A 22,765-nucleotide genomic window follows, 5' to 3' on the forward strand; every position below is an offset into this window, starting at 1 on the left:
TCTTTTTTAATAAAATTATGAAATGGAATTTGAAATACTATAACTACATGTTAATTTTTTTCGACATTTATCTTAAAATTAACTTCATCTATTTCGATTTCGTTAAAATTTAAAAGTGAAGATACAATTTCTATTTTATTTGACAAGACCTCAGAAGAAATATATTCCTCATTTTTCTTAATATCTTCAAGGAATGGTGAGTTCTCTTCAATGGAGATATTAATTCTGTCTGTAAGTTCGAAATCTTTCTCTTTTCTCAAGTTCTGAATTCTGTTAATGAATTCCCTTGCGATCCCTTCAGATTTTAATTCATCGGTTAACGTCAAATCTAATGCCACAGTTGTTTTACCATCGGAAGTTACAGTCCATCCAGGGATGTCTTTCGTAGAGATTTCCACGTCATCAAGCGTGATCTCATAACCCTGAACATCCAGTTTCCCTGCTTTTTCAAGAGCAGCAATTTGTTCTGTGGTAAGATTAGCAATCTCAGCACCAACTACCTTCATGTCTTTTCCTAATTTAGGTCCAAGAGCTTTGAAGTTTGGTTTTATCTGTTTTACAATTAAGTGTGATGCTTCTTCAGCATTAATTAACTGTAATTCTTTTACGTTTACTTCCTGCTTGATAAGATCTGCAACAGCAAGAATCTGCTCTTCTGTTTTAGCATCCAATACAGGAACCAATACTTTTTGTAACGGCTGACGAACTTTGACGTTTTCTTTCTTTCTTAAAGAGAAAACCATACTTGTGATGTTCTGCGCTAAGTGCGTTTTTTCAACCAGATCCTGATCAATTAAGCTTTCATCAGCAACCGGGAAGTCTGTAAGGTGTACAGATTCACAGTTTTCTTTACCTGTTACTTTATTTAAGTCCTGATATAACTGATCCATAAAGAATGGAGCAATAGGAGCTGATAATTTAGCTACTACTTCAAGACAAGTATATAAAGTCTGGTAAGCAGAGATCTTATCATCAGAATAATCTCCTTTCCAGAAGCGTCTTCTGCATAATCTTACATACCAGTTACTCAAGTTATCATTTACAAATGTGCTGATCGCTCTTGCAACTCTTGTTGGTTCGTAATCTTCATAGAATGCTTTTACTTCCTTGATCAATAAGTTCAGTTCAGAAAGGATCCATCTGTCGATTTCAGGACGATTTTCCACTTCTTTTTCTGAATAATTGAAACCATCAACATTCGCATATAAAGAGAAGAATGAATAGGTATTGTAAAGAGTTCCGAAGAATTTTCTTCTTACCTCATCAATTCCTTCGATATCAAACTTCAGGTTTTCCCAAGGGTTTGCATTGGAGATCATATACCAACGGGTAGCATCTGGTCCGTATACAGAAAGTGTTTCGAATGGATCTACTGCATTTCCTAAACGTTTAGACATTTTCTGCCCGTTTTTATCCAAGACAAGACCGTTACTCATTACATTTTTATAAGCAACAGAATCAAAAACAGCAGTTCCAATTGCATGAAGGGTATAGAACCATCCACGAGTCTGGTCAACACCTTCTGCAATGAAGTCTGCAGGGAATGCCTTGTTGCTGTCAATCATTTCCTTATTCTCAAAAGGATAGTGCAACTGTGCATAAGGCATAGAACCTGAATCGAACCAAACATCGATCAAATCGCTTTCACGCTTCATTGCTTTTCCTGAATCAGAAACCAATACAACTTTATCCACTACATTTTTGTGAAGATCAACCAATTCGTAGTTTGATTCAGACATATTGCCTATCTCAAAACCTTTGAATGGATTTTCAGTCATTAATCCTGCTGCAATTGATTTCTCAATTTCGTTGTAAAGCTCTTCTACAGAACCAATGATCTTTTCTTCTTTCGTATCCTCTGTTCTCCAGATTGGCAATGGAATACCCCAATATCTTGAACGGGATAAGTTCCAGTCGTTTACATTTTCCAACCAGTTGGCAAAACGTCCTTCTCCGGTAGCTTTTGGCTTCCAGTTGATTTCTTTGTTCAGGTTAACCAATCTGTCTTTTACAGCAGTCATCTTCACAAACCATGAATCCAATGGGTAATACAATACCGGTTTGTCAGTTCTCCAGCAGTGTGGATAAGAGTGGACATATTTTTCTACTTTGAAGGCTTTGTTCTCTGTTTTCAACAAGATTGCCAATTCTACATCCCATGACTTTTCAGGAGCAGTTCCTTCATCGTAGTATTCATTTTTGATATACTTTCCTGAGAATACTTCCGGAACATTCTCACCCTGGATGAATTTACCCTGTAAATCTACCAATGGAACAAGATTGTCGTTCTCATCCTTTACCAACATTGGCGGGATCTCAGGCTGAGCCATTTTAGCAACTCTCGCATCATCAGCACCAAAAGTAGGAGCGGTGTGTACGATACCTGTACCATCTTCTGTTGTAACGAAATCTCCTAAAATCACTCTGAAAGCATCCTCACGATTATCGTTTGGTGTAAACCAAGGAACTAATTGCTCATATCTTGTGTTAACCAGTTTTTCCCCAGTAAATTCTTTTAAAATTCTGAACGGAATTACTTTAGTTTCCGGAGTATAATTAGCAAAATCTTCATCTGTACCTTCAGCATATTTCTTACCGAATACTTTAGATAAAAGAACGCTTGATAATACAACGGTTACCGGCTCAAATGTATATTGGTTGAATGTTTTAACAACAACATATTCAATATCTCTACCTACTGTTAGTGCAGTGTTGGAAGGCAACGTCCAAGGAGTCGTCGTCCATGCAAGGATATGTACATCTCCATCAACATCGTTGAATAAATCAGATGAATCTTTCTTCACTTTAAACTGAGCAACCACCGTAGTATCTGAAACATCACGATACGTTCCAGGCTGGTTCAATTCGTGAGAAGAAAGCCCTGTTCCTGCTTTTGGAGAGTAAGGCTGGATCGTATATCCTTTATACAACAAGCTTTTGTCGTATAATTGTTTCAACAGCCACCAAACAGTTTCCATATATTTTGACTTGTACGTAATGTACGGATCATCAAGGTCTACCCAATATCCGATTTTCTCTGTAAGGTTATTCCATACATCGGTATAACGCATTACAGCTTCACGACAAGCTTTATTATAATCTTCAATAGAGATTTTTTTGCCAATATCTTCTTTTGTAATTCCTAATTCTTTTTCTACACCTAGTTCCACAGGAAGACCATGCGTATCCCAGCCAGCTTTACGGAAAACCTGTTTCCCGTTTTGCGTCTGGTAACGGCAGAAAATATCCTTCAATGCTCTTGCCATTACGTGGTGAATTCCAGGCATACCATTTGCTGAAGGCGGACCTTCATAAAAAACAAACTCAGGATTTCCCTGACGAATCTCAACGCTCTTATTGAAAGTTTTATTCTGTTTCCAAAACTCCGCTACATTCTCTGCTACGTCAATAAGGTTGAGGTTTTTGTATTCTTTAAATTGGCTCATTGTAAATATCTCAATTCGTTGATTAATTAAGTCTGCAAATTTAGTGAATTTTGTCGGTTTATAAGATATGTTTTTGGTAGGTAATTTCTATTAAAAACTTCAATCTCAGAAATATAAATGAAGAAGTATCTAAAAAGCCAATGATGAACCTTAAATAAGTGAATGTTTTTTAAGCTTTCTTGAAGATTTTTAACCCTTTCGATTCAAAGAAAAATTCAATAGAAGCGGGCTTTAGCCTAGTGATGGTCGGAAGATTTTTTCTTCCGATTTTCATTTTGGGTTACTTAAGTTTTATCTTTGATAAGTATACTTATTAATATGTCCATTTTTAGCGAGCACAAAATTTCAGTTTCCCAGTTGTTAAGCTTTATTCCTGAAGCCCTCTTATCTCATCTTTCAGCCAATACCAAAGTAGATCATTATTCTAAAGTACTTCAAGGCAGAAAGATGTTTTATCTTCTGTTATTTGCCATTACCAGCAATGAAAAATTAAGCCAGCGAACACTGGAAGACACATTTAAAGATCCTGTATTTAAGGCTTTATTCAATCTTGATGAAACTGAAACTGTAAGACGCAGTTCTATTTCTGAGAGGCTTTCAAAAATCGATTCAAGATACTTTAAAGAAATCTACGATTGTATCTATAATATGTTCTGTGATTCCTATAACCCGGCAGAAAGAGAAAAATATGATCTAATCAGAACAGATAGCACTGTTATTGGTGAAGCAGCTGGAAAATTAAAGGAAGGCATTGCTCAAAACGGAGGTAAGAAATTTATTAAGTATAGTGTCTTATTTGATGGGCTGCTTCCTTGCGGAGTTGAAATTTACAATACTCCTAAATACTGTGCAGAAGATAATGCTCTTTCTGAAGCTGTATTGCAACATGTGAAAAGAGAAAAAGAACATGCCAATATTTATATTATAGATAAAGGATTGGGTTCTGCCCAAAGAATGAAAGAATTTGATGATAAAGGGGTGTTTTTTGTTATAAGATCTAAAGAAAATAGAAAACATGAAGAAATAAAGTCTTTTATTGAAAAAGATCAGAATATCGACTTAGGAGAAATTGTACTCATAAAAGATAGTTTAGTAAAGTTATATTCGTCAAAACCTGTCCCAACTCAAAAAGGGAAAACTTATAATAAGGAGGAGCAAATTGAAACACATTTCAGATTGGTTGTAGTAAGCAGCAAACAGCAACCTGAAAAAGAATTTTGGTTTCTAACCAATGACTTTCAAATCTCTGCAAAAGATATTGCGGATTATTATCGGAAAAGATGGGACATTGAAGTGTTTTTTAGATTTCTAAAACAGGAACTTCATGCTAGTCATCTTCTTTCACTCAATAAAAATGGTATAGAAGTAATGATTTACATGACTCTTATTACAGCTATGCTCATTCTCATCTATAAAAAAGCAAATAATATAGGATATAAAACAGCCAAAAGAAGATTTGCTATGGAGATAAGGAACCTTGCCATATCTATATTAATAATAGGGGCAGGGGGAAATCCTGATAAAGTTTTTAAAACTTAAAATAAAATGGTCGGATATTCTTCCGACCACCACTAGGCTTTAGCCCGCTTGAAAAATAAAAATTAAACCATTGGCTTTAGCCAAAACTTAATATAATCTCTCGCAGATCATACAGATTTCGCAGATTGATCCATCATCATCTGTGAAAATCTGTGCCATCCGTGGTTAAAAATAGAAAAAACATCCAATCCGAAACAGCACAATAGCACGATCATTGCTTGAAATCTCGTATATTTAAGTAGAACTAAACCCAAATGCTGTATGAAAATCTTCTCCAAACTGATGGTTGCTATTTGTTTAATCCATACAATCATCACACACGCTCAAAATTACCCACAGAACTATTTCCGTAATCCGCTCAACATTCCCATGCAACTGGCTGCCAATTTTGGAGCGGTAAGAACCAACCATTTTCATATGGGATTGGATCTGAGGACGAACAGTCAGGAAAACTTATCGGTATTGGCTGCTGCGGATGGTTATGTAAGCCGAATCAAAGTGGAACGCTATGGTTTCGGAAATGCAGTGTACATCACCCATCCGAATGGTTTTACAACGGTGTATGCCCATCTGAATAAATATTTTGATAAGCTTGATGAATATGTAAAAGAGAAGCAGTACAAGGATGAAAAATGGGAACAGGATATCACATTTCAGCCAGGGCAGTTTCCGGTTACCAAAGGCCAGCTTATTGCTTTGAGCGGAAATACCGGAGGTTCGGCAGGTCCACACTTACATTTTGAAATAAGAGATACCAAAACAGAAGAATGTCTTAACCCGTTGTTGTTTGGATTTAATATTCCGGATTCTGTGGCACCCATTATCAGTGGATTATATTGGTATGACCGCAGATTCAGTACCTATGAGCCCGGAGCTAATGCAATTGCTGTTAAAAAAATAGGAAATACATATGCTGCGGATGTTGTAAGAGTTAATTCTCCGATGATAAGCTTTGGAATCAAAGCGGTAGATAAAGCCAATCAGGGATTTAATCTTGGAATTTATAAAGCAGAATTATTAATGGATGGAAAGTTAATCTATGGTTTCAGTATTGATAAGGTAAGTTATGATGATACCCGTTATCTGAATGGATGTATAGATTATACCAAATTTATTAGAGATAAAGTAGGAATTCAGCATTTGTCTACATTGCCGGGAATGAAATTACAGAATTACAGTGAACCTAATCTGTCAGGAATTATCAATCTTCAGGATGAGAATGTTCATACTATTGAAATTGTTTTAAAAGATGTAAAAGGAAATACCAGCAAGCTGACTACAAAGGTTCAGTTAGCTAATACAGGCAGCGGAATTTCTCCTTCCGGAAAAGTGGTTTTACCTAATGAAGGGAAAACGTTAACCACTGAAAATGCAGAGATCAGCTTCAGTAAAAATGCAATGTATGATGCTGTGAATTTTAGTATGTATGAAAAAAATAGTGGGGATGGAAGTGCTGTTTCCAATACCATTGTTTTACAGAATCCATACCTTCCGGTTCAGGATAATTATACTTTGAAAGTAAAACCCAACAGAAAACTTAACAAAGACGAGAAAGATAAAGTAGTGGTTTTGTTCAATTATGGAAGTGATAAGGATGCTGTAAAAGCAAAATGGAATGGGGATCAGGCAGAAGCTCAGTTCAACAGATTGGGTACTGCAGAGTTAATACTGGATAGCAGCTTGCCATCAGTTTCTTCAGGTTGGAAAGAAGGTGCGGCTGTAAGCGGTGGTTCTTTACGATTAAAAGGAAGTACAAAAGTGGGTGATATTGTTTCATTCAGGGCAGAATTGGATGGGAAATGGCTGCGATTTGCCCGTGTAAAAAACGATTTTGTTTATGCATTTGATGAAAAATGTCCAAAAGGTTCCGGTTCACATACTTTAAAAGTAATTACCATTAATAGTGCAGGAAATACGAATACACAGACTTTTACATTTCAGAGGTAAATAATTGTTGGTGAATAATCTTTTGATTTTTACTGTTTCAATCCTTTAAATTTAAATACATTTGTCCTTTAAAAAATTATAATCATTGGAATTTCATCCGTTCATCGAAAAATCGAGTATTCAGGAAATAAAGGCTTTTCAGGAAGAAAAACTTCAGCAGCTTCTGGCGTATCTTGAAGAAAACTCACCTTTTTATCAGAGGCTTTTTAAAGAGAAAAACATCAATATTGAGGAAATCAGTACCCTGGAAGATCTGCAGAAAATTCCTGTTACAACAAAGAATGATCTGCAGCAGTATAATCACGATTTTTTCTGTATCACTCCAGATAAGATTGTAGACTATAGTACTACTTCAGGAACTTTAGGAGATCCGGTAACTTTCGGCTTGTCTGATGGCGATCTGGAAAGGTTGGCCTACAATGAAGCCATATCTTTTGCCTGTGCAGGAATCCAAAAAGGAGATGTAGTGCAGATGATTACTACAATTGATAAACGTTTCATGGCCGGACTTGCTTATTTTTTAGGATTAAGAAAAATGGGGGCAAGTGTTGTCAGAATGGGACCTGGAATTCCAGAGTTGCAATGGGACTCTATTTTCAGATACAAACCAAAATACCTGATTACTGTACCTTCGTTTTTGCTGAAAATGATAGATTATGCCGAAAAACGTGGTCTGGACTACAAGAAATCAAGTGTTTATGGAGCGGTATGTATTGGGGAAAGTATCAAAAATCAGGACTTTACGGATAATATTCTCTCGCAGAAGATTAAAGAAAAATGGGATATTAAGCTTTTTTCTACTTATGCGTCTACAGAAATGAGTACAGCTTTTACAGAATGTGAGTTCCAAATCGGAGGCCATCACCATCCTGAGCTGATTATTACAGAAATTCTGGATGATGAAGGGAATATTGTAAAAGAAGGTGAAAGCGGTGAACTTACGATTACGACCTTGGGAGTAGAAGCTATTCCGTTGTTGAGGTTTAAAACAGGAGATATTGTAAAAGCCCATTACGAACCATGTCAATGTGGAAGGAATACACTGCGGTTGGGGCCGGTGATTGGAAGAAAGCAGCAGATGATCAAATATAAAGGAACGACATTGTACCCACCTGCTATGAATGATATTCTGAATGATTTTAATAATATTCTGTGTTACCAGATTGTGATTCAGGCTAATGAAATCGGACTGGATGAAATCATTATCAAATTAAGTACAGACCAGGAACATGAAAATTTCGTCAATGAAGTAAGAGACCATTTCCGTGCAAAATTAAGGGTAAGTCCGAAAATTGAAATCATAGATTTTGATATTCTGTCTAAAACCGTTTTTAATCCAAACAGCAGAAAACCAATTACCTTTATCGATTTAAGATGAAATTAAAAATAAGAGTGAATAAACCTCTCTTTTTATAATATCTTTGTGCACTTAATAAAAAGAACTGGTAACTAAATTATGAGAAAATTATTATTGTTGGTCTTTATGGTAATGGGAGTGGTAACCTTTGCTCAGGATCAAATTAATGTTGAATCTGGAAATTTTGATTTTTTAAAGGATCAGACGGAAGTAAATGTTCAGGTGAAATTTGAAAATGTAGCTTTTCAGGTGGAGAACTATACTGAAACCCAATATCTGGAAAAAAGGAAAGCAGAAACCATCGCTAAAAAGAGTGAAGAAGCCTGGGGAAAATGGATTAGAGAATGGGATAAGTTTAAAAGCACAGAATATTTAGATTATTTTCTGAAAGGAATTAACAGGAAGTCTAAAAAAATTGCTTTCAAAAAAGATACTCATGCTAAGTATACACTCATTGTTGATGCTAAATGGGTCTATGCAGGATGGCATGGTGGATTGATAGGGCAGGAAGCTAAATTAACATCTGAGCTAACTTTTGTAGAAACAGATAATCCTTCAAATGTGGTGATGAAGCTTAAAGGAGATAAAGTTCTTGGAAAACCACAAAATAAGGATTTCGTTATGGAATATGGTAGAATTGCAGGAGCTTACGAACAAACAGGAAAGTATTTAGGAAAAAAAATTAAAGAAGTTATAAAATAACAAAAAACGGTCTGAATTTTCAGACCGTTTTTTATTATTCTTGGGTTTGCTCTTTCTCCAGTTTGATGAGGTTGGCAAGATTTTTAATTACCGTATCATGCTTTTTCACAAAAGGATTGTCTTTATTCCAGACATATCCGGCCAATACAGCACATATCTTTTTCTTTACATCCGGGTTTTCCGGTTGGTGGAAGAATAATTCCTGGAGATTTCCGGTATACCATTCCTTTACATAAGTAGTGAAGACATCTACACCATATAAAATATAGTCTGAGTATTCCGTTTGCCAGTTAATTTTCTCACCATTCAGCTGTCTTAATGCCAGTTTAGCGGCAACCATTCCTGATTCTGTAGCGAAAGCCATTCCTGAAGAAAAAACAGGATCAAGGAATTCTGATGCATTTCCGGTTAGAGCAAATCCGTCTCCAAATAAGCTTTTTACAGAACATGAATAATCTTTCAGGTGTTTTGGTTCAAAAAGAAACTCTACATCACCAAAACGTTTTACATAATAATCAGAAAGAGAAATTGCTTTTCTTAAAGCTTCAGTAGTATCTCCATTTTCGGATAATTTGTCGATATATTCAGTAGGTCCTACAATTCCTAAACTTGTATTTCCGTTAGAAAAAGGAATGACCCAAAGCCATACTTCGGTTTCAATAATATCAAAAGAAATTAAAGTCCCTTCTTCACCTGATTCTCTGTTAAGATCTTTTACGTGCGAGAAAATAGCAGAGTGTGGAGATAATTTGGATGGTTTTTCAAGATCTAGTAAACGAGGTAAAACTCTTCCGTAACCACTTGAATCAATCACGAATTTTGCATGAATCTCTTTTGTTTCTCCATCTTTAGTTCTTACCGTGGTAATTGAATCTGTTCCGTCAAATTTAATGTCGATAACTTCCGTTTCAAATTCAAGATCAACTCCTTTGTTAATGACTTCCTGAGCCAAAGTATTATCAAAGTCAGCTCTCGGAACCTGCCAGGTCCAGTCCCAGCCTTCCCCGAATTTATTGCTAAAATCAAAAATGCAGACTTCATCGCCACGAAGAAAACGTGCTCCCAGTTTTTTTCAAAGCCCATTTTATCCAAAGCAGGGAACAATCCGGCCTCATCAAAGTGGTCCATTACCCTTGAATTAAGCTTTCACCGACTACCAGTCTTGGGAATTTTGTCTTTTCGACAACTTTTACGCTGACGTTATTGTTCTTTAAGTACGAAGAAGATACGCATCCGGAGGGCCCGGCTCCGATTACAAGAACGTCAACAAATTCTTTGCTCATCTTTGATTTTTTATTTTAATAATAACTTTTATCTTTGCCGCAAAATTAGTGACAATTAATTAATATTTACAAAATTATCAACTATTACTTTTAATTGATGAAAATAAATAACTTTTTAGAACTGAAAGACTTTCAAAAAATTATCATTGGAAATGAAAAAATAGAACTGGATGAATCACTTGTATCAAGAGTGAATACAAGTTTTCAGTTTTTAAAGAAATTTTCAAAAAATAAAGTAATATATGGTGTGAACACCGGTTTTGGGCCCATGGCTCAATTCAAGATCAGTGATGAGGATACACACCAGCTTCAGTATAACCTTATCAGAAGCCATTCTTCCGGAATTGGAAATCCTTTGCCTGCCCAGGAAGTGAAAGCCTGTATGCTGGCGAGAATGAATACCTTATCATTAGGAAATTCAGGAGTGCATGAATCTGTTATTTATCTTCTTAGGGAATTGATCAACAGAGATATTATTCCATTAATTTTTGAACATGGCGGAGTAGGAGCAAGCGGTGATCTTGTTCAGTTAGCTCACCTTGCTTTGGTATTGATTGGAGAAGGAGAGGTATTTTATAAAGGAGAAAGAAAGTCTACCAAGGAGGTTTTTGAAACAGAAGGACTAGAACCGATAAAGGTTGAAATTCGTGAAGGGCTTGCTTTGATGAACGGAACTTCCGTAATGTCAGGAATTGGTATTGTAAATGCTTATAAAGCAAATCAGCTGACAGATATTTCCATTAAACTTTCTTGTGCCATCAACGAGGTTGTTCAGGCCTATGACGATCATTTCTCAGAAACCTTAAATGGTACAAAAAGACATTACGGCCAGCAAAAAGTAGCGGAGAGAATGCGTGCACACCTTGCTGATAGTAAGTTAATCAGAAAAAGAGAAGACCATTTATATACCCACTTTGAAGAACAGGAAAAAGTTTTCAAGGAAAAAGTACAGGAATATTATTCTTTAAGATGTGTTCCGCAGATTTTAGGACCGGTATTAGATACATTGGAGTATACTGAGAAGGTTCTTGAAAATGAGATTAACTCTGCGAATGATAACCCAATCATCAATGTTGAAGATCAGCACGTTTATCATGGTGGAAATTTCCACGGTGACTACATCTCTTTGGAAATGGATAAGCTGAAAATTGTGGTGACAAAACTTACCATGCTTGCAGAAAGACAGTTGAACTATCTTTTAAATGCAAAAATCAACGAAATTTTGCCACCTTTTGTAAATTTAGGTAAATTAGGTTTCAATTTCGGGATGCAGGGAGTGCAGTTTACAGCAACTTCCACTACGGCAGAAAGCCAGATGTTGTCTAACCCTATGTATGTTCATAGTATTCCGAATAATAATGACAATCAGGATATCGTAAGCATGGGAACGAATGCAGCGGTGATCTGCAGAAAGGTTATTGAGAATGCTTTTGAAGTATTGGCTATTGAAGCGATTACCATCATTCAGGCTATTGAATATCTTGGTTTCCAGAATGAGGTTTCATCCTCTACAAAAGAATTGTATGATGCAATCAGAAAAATAATTCCTGCTTTCTCAGATGATATGGTGATGTATCCTTATTTGGAAGAAGTGAAGAAATATTTAAAGTCAATGTAATTATTAGCAGTAATTAATTGTCTTTAAAAAAGAAAAACAAGGTAACTTAAAAAACTAAAACAAAATAAACACTAACGCATGAAATGTGCAATTGTAACAGGTGGCTCCAGAGGGATCGGGAGAGCAATCTGTATAAAACTGGCTGAAGAGAAAAACTACCATATACTCATTAACTACACTTCCAATGAAGCGGCAGCAAAGGAAACTTTGGCTAAAGTAGAAGAACAGGGAGCTACAGGAGAAATCCTTAAGTTTGATGTAGGAAATACTGAAGAAGTACAGCAGGTATTAACAGCCTGGCAGGAAAATAATGCTGAGGCGATGGTAGAAGTAATCGTTAATAACGCTGGAATTACAAGAGACGGTCTTTTTATGTGGATGCAGAAAGAAGACTGGAGTAGTGTCATCAATACCAGTTTGGACGGATTCTTTAATGTTACTAATTTCTTTATTCAAAAATTACTTCGTAACAAATATGGAAGAATTATCAATATGGTTTCAGTATCAGGAGTAAAAGGAACAGCAGGCCAAACCAACTATTCAGCTGCAAAGGGAGCTTTAGTAGGGGCTACAAAAGCCCTTGCTCAGGAAGTTGCGAAGAGAAATATTACGGTAAATGCAGTAGCACCAGGGTTTATTAAAACAGATATGACTCAGGAATTCAATGAAGAAGAACTGAAAGCAATGATTCCTGCCAACCGATTTGGAGAAGCAGAAGAAGTGGCAGATCTTGTAGCGTTTTTAGCTTCCAGAAAATCTTCATACATTACAGGAGAAGTAATTAATATTAACGGCGGAATTTATTCATAAGATGGAAAATAGGGTTGTAATTACCGGAATGGGAATTTATTCCTGCATCGGGACATCTTTAGAAGAGGTCAGGGAATCCCTATATCAAGGAAAATCCGGTATCGTCTTACATCAGGATAGAAAAGAATTCGGTTTCAGATCAGGTCTTACAGGGGTAGTTCCGAAACCTGATTTAAAAAATCTTTTGAACAGACGTCAGCGCGTAAGCATGGGTGAAGAAAGTGAATACGCTTATCTTGCCACCCTTGATGCTCTGAAGCAGGCTAATCTTGATGAAACCTTTTTAGATACTCATGAAGTTGGGATCCTATACGGAAACGATAGTGTTTCCCAAGCTGTCGTAGAATCTATCGATATTGCAAGGGAAAAGAAAGATACTACATTGATGGGATCGGGAGCGATCTTTAAATCAATGAATTCAACAGTAACCATGAACCTTTCTACTATTTTTAAACTAAAAGGGATCAATCTTACCATCAGTGCTGCCTGTGCAAGTGGTTCACACTCTTTGGGGCTTGCTTATATGATGATTAAGAACGGTTTTCAGGACATGATTATCTGTGGTGGTGCTCAGGAAACGAACAAATATTCTATGGCCAGTTTTGATGGATTAGGTGTTTTTTCAGCAAGAGAAGACGAGCCTACAAAAGCTTCAAGGCCTTTTGATGCTGACAGGGATGGGCTAATTCCTAGTGGAGGAGCCGCTTCTTTAATTGTTGAAAGTTTAGAGTCTGCTCAAAGAAGAGGAGCTCCTATTATTGCTGAAATCATAGGATATGGTTTTTCATCCAACGGAGGACATATTTCAACTCCAAATGTGGATGGACCAGCCTTAGCAATGGACAGAGCTTTGAAACAGTCAGGTTTACAAGCCTCAGATATCGATTATATCAATGCTCACGCTACTTCAACTCCTATTGGGGATGCTAATGAAGCCAAAGCCATTTATGAGATTTTTGGAAGTGAAGTTCCGGTAAGTTCTACGAAATCCATGACAGGACACGAGTGCTGGATGGCCGGTGCAAGTGAAGTTATCTACTCCATTCTGATGATGCAGAATGATTTTGTAGCTCCAAATATTAACTTGGAAAATCCTGATAATGAGGCGCAAAAGATAAATTTAGTCTCTAAAACGAAAAATCAAAAAATTGATGTATTTTTGTCGAATTCTTTTGGGTTCGGGGGAACCAATTCTGCACTAATAGTTAAAAAATTTGATTAAAAACATGGAAAGGGAAAAAATTGTTGCTATTGTTAATGATTTTCTGGTTAACGAATTTGAAGTTGACGGAGATGAAATCAGTAATGATGCCAACCTTAAAAATACACTGGGACTAGACAGTTTAGATTATATTGACATGGTCGTAGTGATTGAATCCAATTTCGGAGTGAAATTAGGAGAAGCAGACTTCAAAAAAATGGTAACATTTGATGATTTCTATACAACGATTGAACATAAGATCGCGGAGAAAAACGCGTAGTAATTAAGTAATCTATATTCCTTACAATATACCAATGTAATAATAGAAAAGAGGAAACTCAAAGATATTGTTACATTGGTATCTTTTATATTGGTAAACTGTATTTATGGACAACAAGTGGAAAGGTAAATCTAAAGGGACAGTTCTTGGCTACAGGATATTCGTCTGGTGCATTAGAAATATCGGAATCAGAAGTTCATATTTTGTATTGTACTTTGTGGCTGCTTATTACGTTCTGTTTCAGAAAGAAAGCAACCAATACATTCTCTATTATTTTCAGAAAAGACTGAATCTGAACTATTGGAAGGCTAAACGTTCTATCTTTAAGAGTTATTTTACTTTCGGGCAGGTTCTGATTGATAAAACAACAATTTCGGCCGGATTGAGAGAGAAATATACCTACGAATTTGACGGTATTGAAAACCTGAGAAACCTTCTGGCTGCTAAAAAAGGTGGAGTCCTTATCAGTGCCCACATCGGAAATTTTGAAGTAGCAGAACATTTCTTTGCAGATATTGATTTTGACTGCCAGATCAATCTGGTAACCACGGATCAGGAAGTCACTGTCATCAAGGAATATCTGGAAAGTGTTTCCGTAAAAAAGAGCAATATCAAATTTATTTATGTGAAAGAAGATATGTCGCATATCTTTGAGATCAATCAGGCTTTATCGAATAATGAACTCATCTGCTTTACCGGAGACCGTTATTTTGAAGGTTCAAAATTCCTGGAAGCTGATCTTTTAGGAAAAAGTGCCAAATTTCCGGCAGGTCCGTTTTTGATTGCCTCCCGATTGGGCGTACCTGTTGTCTATGTTTATGTGATGAAAGAGAAAAATCTTCATTACCATTTATACGCAAGAGTTGCTCAGAATATCAAAAACAGAGATTCTCAGGGACTATTACAATCCTATGTTCAAAATCTTGAAACCATGGTGAAAAAATATCCGCTCCAATGGTTTAATTATTTCGACTTTTGGGATGATATTGATTAATTTTTCTATTTTTATCCCCTAAACTAATCATAAAACTCATAATCACTAAGGAATATTGAGGAACTGAAATTTAAAAATGATATTGTTTAAATAGGATTTTACTATATTGTAATAAGAAGATGATATCTGAATTTCTTAAATTCCCAATCTCTTAATTTAAAAAGCACACTCTCTTTTGAAAAAAGAATATGACATACTTGTAATCGGCAGCGGATTGGGAGGTCTTGTTTCGGCTCTTATTTTGGCGAAAGAAGGCCTGAAAGTTTGCGTGTTGGAAAAAAACAATCAGTATGGCGGAAATCTACAAACTTTTTCAAGAGATAAGCTCATTTTTGATACTGGAGTTCACTATTTAGGAGGTCTTTCAAAAGGTCAGAATCTGAATCGCTTTTTCTCCTACCTGGAGATTATGGAGGATCTGGAACTTCAAAAAATGGATGAAGATGGATATGACAGAATTTCCTTTGGTGATAGTGATGTTAAATATCCACATGCTCAAGGCTACCAAAACTTTGTAGAACAGTTATCTGTTTATTTTCCTGAAGAAAAAGAAAATCTTGAAAACTATTGTGAAGAAATTCAGTATGTATGTAGTCAGTTTCCAAGATATCATGTGGTAGGAAAGGATAATTACAATGAAGAAATCCTGCATTTAAATACCAAAAGATTTATAGAATCTGTGACACAGAATAAAACCCTTCAGGCAGTTTTATTAGGTTCTAATTTTCTGTATGCCGGAGATTCTGAAAAGGTTCCTTTTTATGTGCATGCTCTAACAGTGAATTCTTACATACAAAGTGCTTATAAATGTATAAAAGGAGGAAGTCAGATATCCAAATTGCTGATCCGAAAGCTTCGTCAGTACGGAGCCGAAGTTCACAAGCATTCAGAAGTTTCTGAATTTATTTTTAATGAAAATAATACGCTGACTTCTGTAAAAACAAGATCAGGAAAAGAATATGCCGCCAAGCAGTTTATTTCCAATATTGAAATACGTTCCACTATTAAACTGATTGGAGAAGAAAGGTTGAAAAAATCTTTTCTGAACAGGGTGTTAAGTTGGAAGCCGGTCTCATCCTGCTTCAGTGTTTATCTTGTTTTAAAACCCAAATGCTTACCGAATTTTAATTACAATATCTATCATTATTCCTCTGAAGATCAGGTTTGGAATGCTTATCACTACGATAAAGAAGCCTGGCCGGAAACCTATATGCTTTCATCTACACCATCAAAGCATCACTCTGAATTTGCAGAAAGTCTTACGGCTATTTCTTATATGGATTTTGATGAGGTGAAACAATGGGAAAATACCGTTAATACAGTTGCGGACGAACATGAAAGAGGAAAACAGTATGAAAAATTCAAGCTGGAAAAGACTGAAAAAATGATTGATGCCCTGGAAAAGAGAATTCCTGATTTAAGGCACGCCATTCAGCAGATATACACCTCTTCACCGCTGTCTTACCGCGATTATATCGGAAGTTTTGAAGGAAATATGTACGGTTATATGAAAAACTCAGACAATCCTCTTAAAACCATGGTTTCTCCCCGTACAAAAATCGATAACCTGTTTCTTACAGGCCAATCTGTAAATATGCATGGCATTTTAGGAGTAACCATCGGTGCATTTAATACCTGTGCTGAAATTCTGGGAAAAGAAACTATTGACAGCCGTTTGGACCCAATGACCTAATAAACAAACCGTGAAAAGAACTAAGATCCATACCCTATCATACAAAAGGTTCTTCATATATTCCCTTTTTTCCTTTCTCCTGAGCGCGTGCGGGGTGTCTAAATCTGTTCATCATCTTCCTGATGTAAAACAATATTCCCTGGAAATTCCGAGGGTTAAAAAGATCAACGACAGTACGTTCAGCTATAATCAGAATTTTCTTACTAAAAATAAACAGCAGCTCTGGGAGCTTTATATTAAAGGAAATCCATTACAACTAGGATACAACAATGGAGCATTAACTCAGGATCTGATGCAGAAACAGGAGAAAATCTTCTTCTCCAAAGTAGAAGGCTTTGTTCCTTCAAAATTTAAACAGAAGCTTTTAAATACCTTCTTAAAGTGGTATAACCGTAAGATGTATCTGAATGTAAGGGAAGATTATCAGGCAGAATTATATGGATTGTCACAATATTCGTCAGACCAGTATGATTTTATTGCTCCCAGATATCTGAGAAATCTTTATTTACATGGTGCTCATGATATTGGACATGCCATGCAGGATCTGGCGATGGTGGGCTGCACTTCTCTGGCGGTCTGGAACGAAAATACAGAAGACGGAGATATGCTGATCGGAAGAAACTTTGATTTTTATATAGGAGACGAGTTTGCTCAAAATAAACTGGTTGAATTCGTGGAGCCCGAAGAAGGTATTCCTTACATGTCTGTAAGCTGGCCGGGAATGATAGGCGTGGTTTCAGGAATGAATAAAGAAGGAATAACCGTAACCATCAATGCGGGGAAATCAAGAATTCCTTTGACAGCAAAAACGCCAATTTCCCTGGTGACAAGAGAAATTTTACAATATGCTAAAAACATAGAAGAAGCCATTGCCATTGCGAAAAAGAGAAAGGTTTTTGTTTCGGAATCCATCTTAGTGGGAAGTGCCCATGATAAGAATGCTGTCATTATTGAAGTTTCACCAAAAAACTTTGGCGTTTACAGGGTTCAGAATACCAGCAGAGTGCTTTGTACCAATCATTTTCAATCTGAGGCGTATCAAGATGATAAAAGAAATGAGAAACAGATCAAAGAAAGCCACTCAGAATACCGTTATGAAAAACTTCAGGAACTCTTACAGGATGAAAAAAAGCTGACCCCTGAGAAAATGGCATCTATTTTAAGAAATAGATCAGGTTTAAAGGATAAAAGCATTGGCTATGGAAATGAAAAAGCATTAAACCAGCTATTGGCCCACCATGCCGTTATATTTTCTCCTGAAAAGAAGCTGGTTTGGGTATCTTCCAATCCTTATCAGCTTGGAGAATTTGTATGCTATGACCTCAATGAAATATTCTCAGATAAGATTTTAAAGCCTAATGATTTTTCAAAATCAGAAATGAATATTCCACGTGATCCCTTTGCAGATTCTGAAGAGTTTGAAAATTATGAAGTCTCCAGGATGCTGAGCAAAGAGATTAATGAAGCTGCAGAGGGTCGGGATATTGCATTTACAGATGGCTTTTTTCCTTATTATCAATCTTTGAATCCTGATTTCTGGAAAGTCTATTTTTTGAGCGGAAAATATTATTATCACAAAAAAGAATATTCCGAGGCAAAAATAGAATTTGAAAAGGCTCTTACTAAAGAAATAACCACTGTTCCGGATCGGAAGATGGTTGAGAAATATCTTTATAAAACCAATAAAAAAATTAACAAGTAATTATAGCTCAAGAACATTTTCAGGGCTTTTCTTTTAGCTTAATTATTCTCCGGGTTCAGCTTATTCAGGAAAAGAAAAGTGCCTATTCCAGCCGCCGCAGATAAGGTCGTGCTCAAGATAAAGCTTCCGATTACATATTGAAGCAGATTATTTTTAATCAATTCAAAGTTAAGATCCTGGCTCAGGAGATTGCTGTCTCCATCTACAAATGGTGCTCCCAAAAATAAGGACGCTGCAATGATAAAAGGAATGAAAGGAGGTAAGCTCACATTGGACGCTACAAATGCCAGCACTTTATTCAGTTTGAATAGGACCGATAAACTGATAACAAGCAAAGTCTGAAACCCCCAAAAAGGAGAAAGACCTATAAAGACTCCAAGTGCAATGGAAAAGGCTTTTGTACGGTTACTTCCATCGCTTTCCAGGACATCTTCCTTTATGAATCTTTTAAAGCTTTTTTTTTTTGAAATTATTCACGAAGTTCCTCGGAATAATGTAGAATAGGGTGATGGTGACCAAAATTGTATTCAGAATACTGATCCTGGTGAAATCTTTAAAGGGTCTGAAGTGAGAAACGCGTTCTGCAGGATCATATAGAACTTTGATAGGAATGTTCTTTACAGGAACATGCCTCCAGGCAGTTCTTACAATGATCTCGATTTCAAATTCAAACTTAGGGGTAAAATATTTTTTTGGAATTTTATGCAAAGGATAAAGCCTATATCCGGATTGTGTATCTTCCAGTTTAACTCCGGTTTCAAACCAGAACCAGAAATTAGAAAATCGATTTCCGAAACTGCTTTTCTTTGGAATTCCGTCCTGAGACATATTTCTGTTTCCAATCAGAAGAACGTCTTTATTTTCCTGAAGAAGGGCATCTACAAATACGGGAATATCATCCGGATAATGCTGCCCGTCAGAATCAATTGTGATGGCATGGTCATAACCTAGCTGTTTTGCTTTTCTGAAACCTGTTTTAAGCCCATTTCCTTTTCCTTTGTTCTCAGGTAAGGAGATTATCGTGATCTGTGGGTATTGGCTCAAAATCTGAGGGGTGGAATCGGTGGAGCCGTCATTAACCACAATAATACTTTCGGTGTAATCTAAAACACCGTCAATTACCCTTTTCAGGGTCTTCTCATTATTATAAGTAGGTATTAAAACGCAGATTTTCCTTTCAGAAATTGCATTTTGTACTTCAGCAAGGGACATGTTTTTATTTTAAAGTGGCTTTTTCCGCCTCGGTCATTGTTTTGGACTGCATTGCAAACCTTTTGATATAGTTTTTTAAAGCAGTATTCTGTTTGCTGTAATTGTTCAGAAGAAATGCTTTGTCATCTTTTAAGCTTCCTCTGTACCCCACAATTTTAGGGATGTTTTCCTGAACACTTAGCCTGATTAAACGCAATTCTGCATTATTAGGATTGCTCTTGATGATGCCTTCAAGATTAGTTGCTCCCGTTTTTACCAGCGATTTTCTGTTGCCTTTAGATACTTTGGCTTCCATAATTTTGGCCGCTGCTTTATAGCCTAAAGTTACCGCATCAGAACCTGATTGTTTCTCTGCAACTTCAATAAAATTTGAGGTATTGGCACTTGATTCATTGGCCTTGGCATAGCTGTTTCTCAGGGCATCGAGATCAGACTGAAAGAAAAATAAAAATGCCGCTACGAAGGATAAGATAAGTTTCATGACATTAATTTTTTATAGCTTACAGACAGTTTCAATGCAATAGTCTCGCCAAAAGAGCTTACATTTTTTACTTTAACATCTTCACCATCTTCTGCAATATCAAGCTGAAGTTTCAGATCAGGAGTCTCAAAAGGGTTGATAATTGCCATGAACTTTATATTCGATGCTGTTTTTAAAAATAATTTTGAGCCTGTAAATTCTTCTGTCAGTTCTTTAATGATCTGCATCATACAAACTCCGGGAGTTACAGGATTTCCAGGGAAATGTCCCTTGAAAATATCATGATCCTTATTTAAATGGATATGAGCCATGAAACCTCCGTTTTCTGTTTTTTCGTATGATGTTAAAGTATAAAAGTCTGTAAGAATGGTCTGCATGATCTTATTTTTTAAGATTAAAAGGTATGATAAAATCCGGTTTGAAAGCGATATAAGTCTGTTTTCATGTTGGAAATCATTCTGTTTCGGTTATTTGAAATAGTTTTATATTGATCTTAAAATCCTTATGTTGTAAGTTTAAGCTGTCTGCGAAGATATGCTTTTTTGCACCAAAAGTAAAATCGATCTTTTCCTTGTTGTTTTTCGTGTAAATAATCTGTTTCAGTAGATTATTGTCTTTGTTGAAAAACAGATAATAGCTTTTATTGTCCATCTTTGAGAGATAGATGTTAGCATTTTCATTTTCAAAACTTTCAGTTACTGGATATTGCCTTTTTAACAGCTGCTGAAAGTCATTTTTCAGAAAATTAATGACAATTTTTTTGTCCAGATCCGGAAGAACGTAATTGAGCTTAAAATCATGATCTGAAATTTCAAAATCAATCAGTTTATTTCCAAAATCAGAAGTTAAGGCGACACGGTGTGTCGTTTCATTCAGTTTTTTGATGATCAGAATACCACTTACATGATTTTTATAAATATCCATCTGACATTTATACACATAATCTTCAGCAGACGAAAAATAAAGATTTTCAACTATTTTTTCCTTTGTTGGAGCTGGTTTCGCATCCGTAAGCTGATAAGATTTACAGGAAACAGCCAGTACCAGAATCAGGCTATAAAGTAAATTCTGACGCAGGAATTGAAGCATTGATCTTTGTATTTTTGAAAACAATATTAGTAGTATCTCCCGAAGCTTCGGTCATATTCACCTGAGAAACCGTAGACTGGCTTTTAGGGAAGTAGAGTTCAATCTGCTTAATGTATTTCAGAAGTTGAGAAGTCTTAGGGACGAATTTCGCCACATTGTAATTTCCGTTTTTGAAATAAGTGACCGTAAACTCAGGATCATTGAACATGGTTCCGTTTGAGCTTCCCACAATAAGTTTATTGATCTTTTCAAAAGTTTTGCTTTTCGCATCTACAGAAGATTTTTTCCCCTGATCATTGATGTAGATCTTATTGCTTTTAAAAACAATACTGTACTGATAAGGTTTGGTGTATTTCCAGCTCAGCATATTGGGAGTCTGCAAAGACATTTTCCCGTACGTAACAATACTTTTATCCAGGAAATCCATTTTCTTGGTTTGTGTAAAGTCACTCTGCAACGTTTTGATTTCCTTGGTATCTGCGGAAACTTTGGTTACAAATGCTTTAGCTTCTGCTCCTGACATTGCTGTATTTTGGGCAAAAAAGAAACCAGAAACCAGTAAAAATGCTCCGAAAGCAATATTTTTAATCATTTTTTCTTGAATTTGTAATGGAATCAACGGTAAAGGTTGAATACTTTTTATCTGCCAAAAATACTAATAAATCTGCCAGCACGCGATACGTTTTTTCTGAAGTATCATGAAGGAGAATAATGCTGCCTTTTTTCAGATTTTTAGTTACTCTTTGGTAGATTTTCTTTTCATCATCGATAACAGTGTCCAGAGAACGTACATTCCAGCCGATACTTGTTTTATGAGTTCGCTGTATCGCTTTGGCAATACTTGGATTGGTAACCCCGAAAGGAGGTCTGTATAAATCTGTTTGCATATTCCCAACCTTCTTTATGACTTTATCACAGTTTTCAATCTCTGCCATCATTTTTGAAGTTGATAAAAACCCAGTTGAATTGGAATGAGATAAGGTATGATTTCCAATGGTGTGGCCTTCAGCAATGATTCTCTGAAATGTTTCAGGGTATTTTTCAATTTGTTTTCCGATACAGAAAAAGGTTGCTTTTATCTCATGGTCTTTCAGTAAATCTAAAAATTTCGGTGTGAATTCTGTAGGGCCATCATCAAATGTAAGGGCTACTTCTTTAATTTTTGTTCTTTTATGGGTAATACTGTTAACAAAATGCCCCAGTTCAATAGCAAACGATCCCCAAACCACTACCGCAGAAAAAGCAAGGAAACATGCGATGTACACCCAAAAACTTCCCTGAAACGCATAGATAAAAACGTTACAAAAGAGATAGAATAGGATGAATGAATAATGTTTCATGATGTGCTGTTTTGAGTTCCTTATCGACAATTTCTAACTATACTCGTTCTGTCATTCTGAATGTCGCCTAT

Annotated in this window: 17 protein-coding genes and 2 pseudogenes; 11 read left to right on the plus strand and 8 right to left on the minus strand. The window is 36.1% G+C overall.

The features are described from left to right. Positions 1-50: 50 nt before the first annotated feature. Complete coding sequence (ileS, locus tag H5J24_RS25145; RefSeq protein ID WP_068939255.1) at positions 51-3,446, minus strand: isoleucine--tRNA ligase; 3,396 nt, start codon at positions 3,444-3,446, stop codon at positions 51-53. 318 nt (positions 3,447-3,764) lie between these two features. On the opposite strand from ileS, the gene H5J24_RS25150 reads away from it, so the two are divergent. From H5J24_RS25150 to H5J24_RS25165, 4 genes are all read left to right on the plus strand, one after another. Then, positions 3,765-4,985, plus strand: coding sequence for an IS4 family transposase (locus H5J24_RS25150; protein WP_068939257.1), 1,221 nt, complete (start codon positions 3,765-3,767; stop codon positions 4,983-4,985). A gap of 261 nt (positions 4,986-5,246) precedes the next feature. Continuing rightward, the gene (locus H5J24_RS25800) at positions 5,247-6,932 is read left to right on the plus strand and encodes a M23 family metallopeptidase (RefSeq protein WP_068939258.1); all 1,686 of its coding nucleotides are present in this window, start codon (positions 5,247-5,249) and stop codon (positions 6,930-6,932) included. Between the two features lie 85 nt (positions 6,933-7,017). After that, positions 7,018-8,310, plus strand: a complete 1,293-nt coding sequence (flxY, locus tag H5J24_RS25160; protein ID WP_068939261.1) for a flexirubin biosynthesis putative acyl-CoA ligase FlxY — start codon at positions 7,018-7,020, stop codon at positions 8,308-8,310. A 78-nt stretch (positions 8,311-8,388) separates the two neighbouring features. Next, the gene (locus H5J24_RS25165; protein WP_068939263.1) at positions 8,389-8,991 is read left to right on the plus strand and encodes a hypothetical protein; all 603 of its coding nucleotides are present in this window, start codon (positions 8,389-8,391) and stop codon (positions 8,989-8,991) included. Between the two features lie 34 nt (positions 8,992-9,025). Here the strand turns inward: H5J24_RS25165 and H5J24_RS25170 are convergent. After that, positions 9,026-10,274 (minus strand): annotated as a pseudogene (locus H5J24_RS25170) (NAD(P)/FAD-dependent oxidoreductase). 97 nt (positions 10,275-10,371) lie between these two features. Between H5J24_RS25170 and flxA the strand changes: the two are divergent. The 7 genes from flxA (at position 10,372) to H5J24_RS25205 (ending at position 18,572) form a co-directional block, all read left to right on the plus strand. Further along, positions 10,372-11,892 (plus strand): flexirubin biosynthesis tyrosine ammonia-lyase FlxA, encoded by a 1,521-nt coding sequence (flxA, locus tag H5J24_RS25175; RefSeq protein ID WP_068939267.1) that lies wholly within the window; start codon positions 10,372-10,374, stop codon positions 11,890-11,892. A 78-nt stretch (positions 11,893-11,970) separates the two neighbouring features. Then, complete coding sequence (gene flxB, locus H5J24_RS25180) at positions 11,971-12,702, plus strand: flexirubin biosynthesis SDR family reductase FlxB (RefSeq protein WP_068939269.1); 732 nt, start codon at positions 11,971-11,973, stop codon at positions 12,700-12,702. 1 nt (position 12,703) lies between these two features. Then, the gene (locus H5J24_RS25185) at positions 12,704-13,924 is read left to right on the plus strand and encodes a beta-ketoacyl-[acyl-carrier-protein] synthase family protein (RefSeq protein WP_068939272.1); all 1,221 of its coding nucleotides are present in this window, start codon (positions 12,704-12,706) and stop codon (positions 13,922-13,924) included. A gap of 4 nt (positions 13,925-13,928) precedes the next feature. Continuing rightward, positions 13,929-14,183, plus strand: a complete 255-nt coding sequence (locus tag H5J24_RS25190) for an acyl carrier protein (RefSeq protein ID WP_034692469.1) — start codon at positions 13,929-13,931, stop codon at positions 14,181-14,183. Positions 14,184-14,289: 106 nt separating this feature from the next. Then, positions 14,290-15,177, plus strand: coding sequence for a lysophospholipid acyltransferase family protein (locus H5J24_RS25195; RefSeq protein WP_068939274.1), 888 nt, complete (start codon positions 14,290-14,292; stop codon positions 15,175-15,177). Positions 15,178-15,352: 175 nt separating this feature from the next. After that, positions 15,353-16,870: a phytoene desaturase family protein gene (locus tag H5J24_RS25200; RefSeq protein WP_068939276.1), complete on the plus strand. Its 1,518-nt coding sequence runs from the start codon at positions 15,353-15,355 to the stop codon at positions 16,868-16,870. 25 nt (positions 16,871-16,895) lie between these two features. Further along, on the plus strand, positions 16,896-18,572 hold the full coding sequence (locus H5J24_RS25205) for a C45 family autoproteolytic acyltransferase/hydrolase (protein WP_185124640.1): 1,677 nt from the start codon (positions 16,896-16,898) through the stop codon (positions 18,570-18,572). Positions 18,573-18,610: 38 nt separating this feature from the next. On the opposite strand, the pseudogene H5J24_RS25210 reads toward H5J24_RS25205, so the two are convergent. The 6 genes and pseudogenes from H5J24_RS25210 to H5J24_RS25235 all read right to left on the minus strand — a co-directional run bounded on the left by H5J24_RS25210 (position 18,611) and on the right by H5J24_RS25235 (position 22,694). Then, positions 18,611-19,784, minus strand: a pseudogene (locus H5J24_RS25210) (DUF2062 domain-containing protein). Positions 19,785-19,788: 4 nt separating this feature from the next. Further along, positions 19,789-20,265, minus strand: a complete 477-nt coding sequence (locus tag H5J24_RS25215; RefSeq protein WP_068939282.1) for a hypothetical protein — start codon at positions 20,263-20,265, stop codon at positions 19,789-19,791. Continuing rightward, positions 20,262-20,642, minus strand: coding sequence for an ApeI family dehydratase (locus H5J24_RS25220; RefSeq protein WP_082810961.1), 381 nt, complete (start codon positions 20,640-20,642; stop codon positions 20,262-20,264). Before H5J24_RS25220 ends, H5J24_RS25215 begins: the two co-directional genes overlap by 4 nt. Positions 20,643-20,718: 76 nt before the next feature. Beyond that, positions 20,719-21,354 carry a flexirubin biosynthesis protein LolB2 gene (gene lolB2, locus H5J24_RS25225; RefSeq protein WP_082810962.1) on the minus strand — a complete coding sequence of 212 codons (636 nt, stop codon included), beginning with the start codon at positions 21,352-21,354 and terminating at the stop codon, positions 20,719-20,721. Further along, a complete protein-coding gene (gene lolA2 / locus H5J24_RS25230) occupies positions 21,320-21,946 on the minus strand; it encodes a flexirubin biosynthesis/transport protein LolA2 (protein WP_068939284.1) in 627 nt (208 codons plus the stop codon). Before lolA2 ends, lolB2 begins: the two co-directional genes overlap by 35 nt. Continuing rightward, complete coding sequence (locus H5J24_RS25235; RefSeq protein WP_068939287.1) at positions 21,939-22,694, minus strand: polysaccharide deacetylase family protein; 756 nt, start codon at positions 22,692-22,694, stop codon at positions 21,939-21,941. The genes lolA2 and H5J24_RS25235 overlap by 8 nt, the downstream gene beginning before the upstream one ends. Positions 22,695-22,765 lie beyond the last annotated feature (71 nt).

It is taken from the genome of Chryseobacterium capnotolerans (assembly GCF_021278965.1).
Lineage (GTDB): Bacteria > Bacteroidota > Bacteroidia > Flavobacteriales > Weeksellaceae > Chryseobacterium > Chryseobacterium capnotolerans.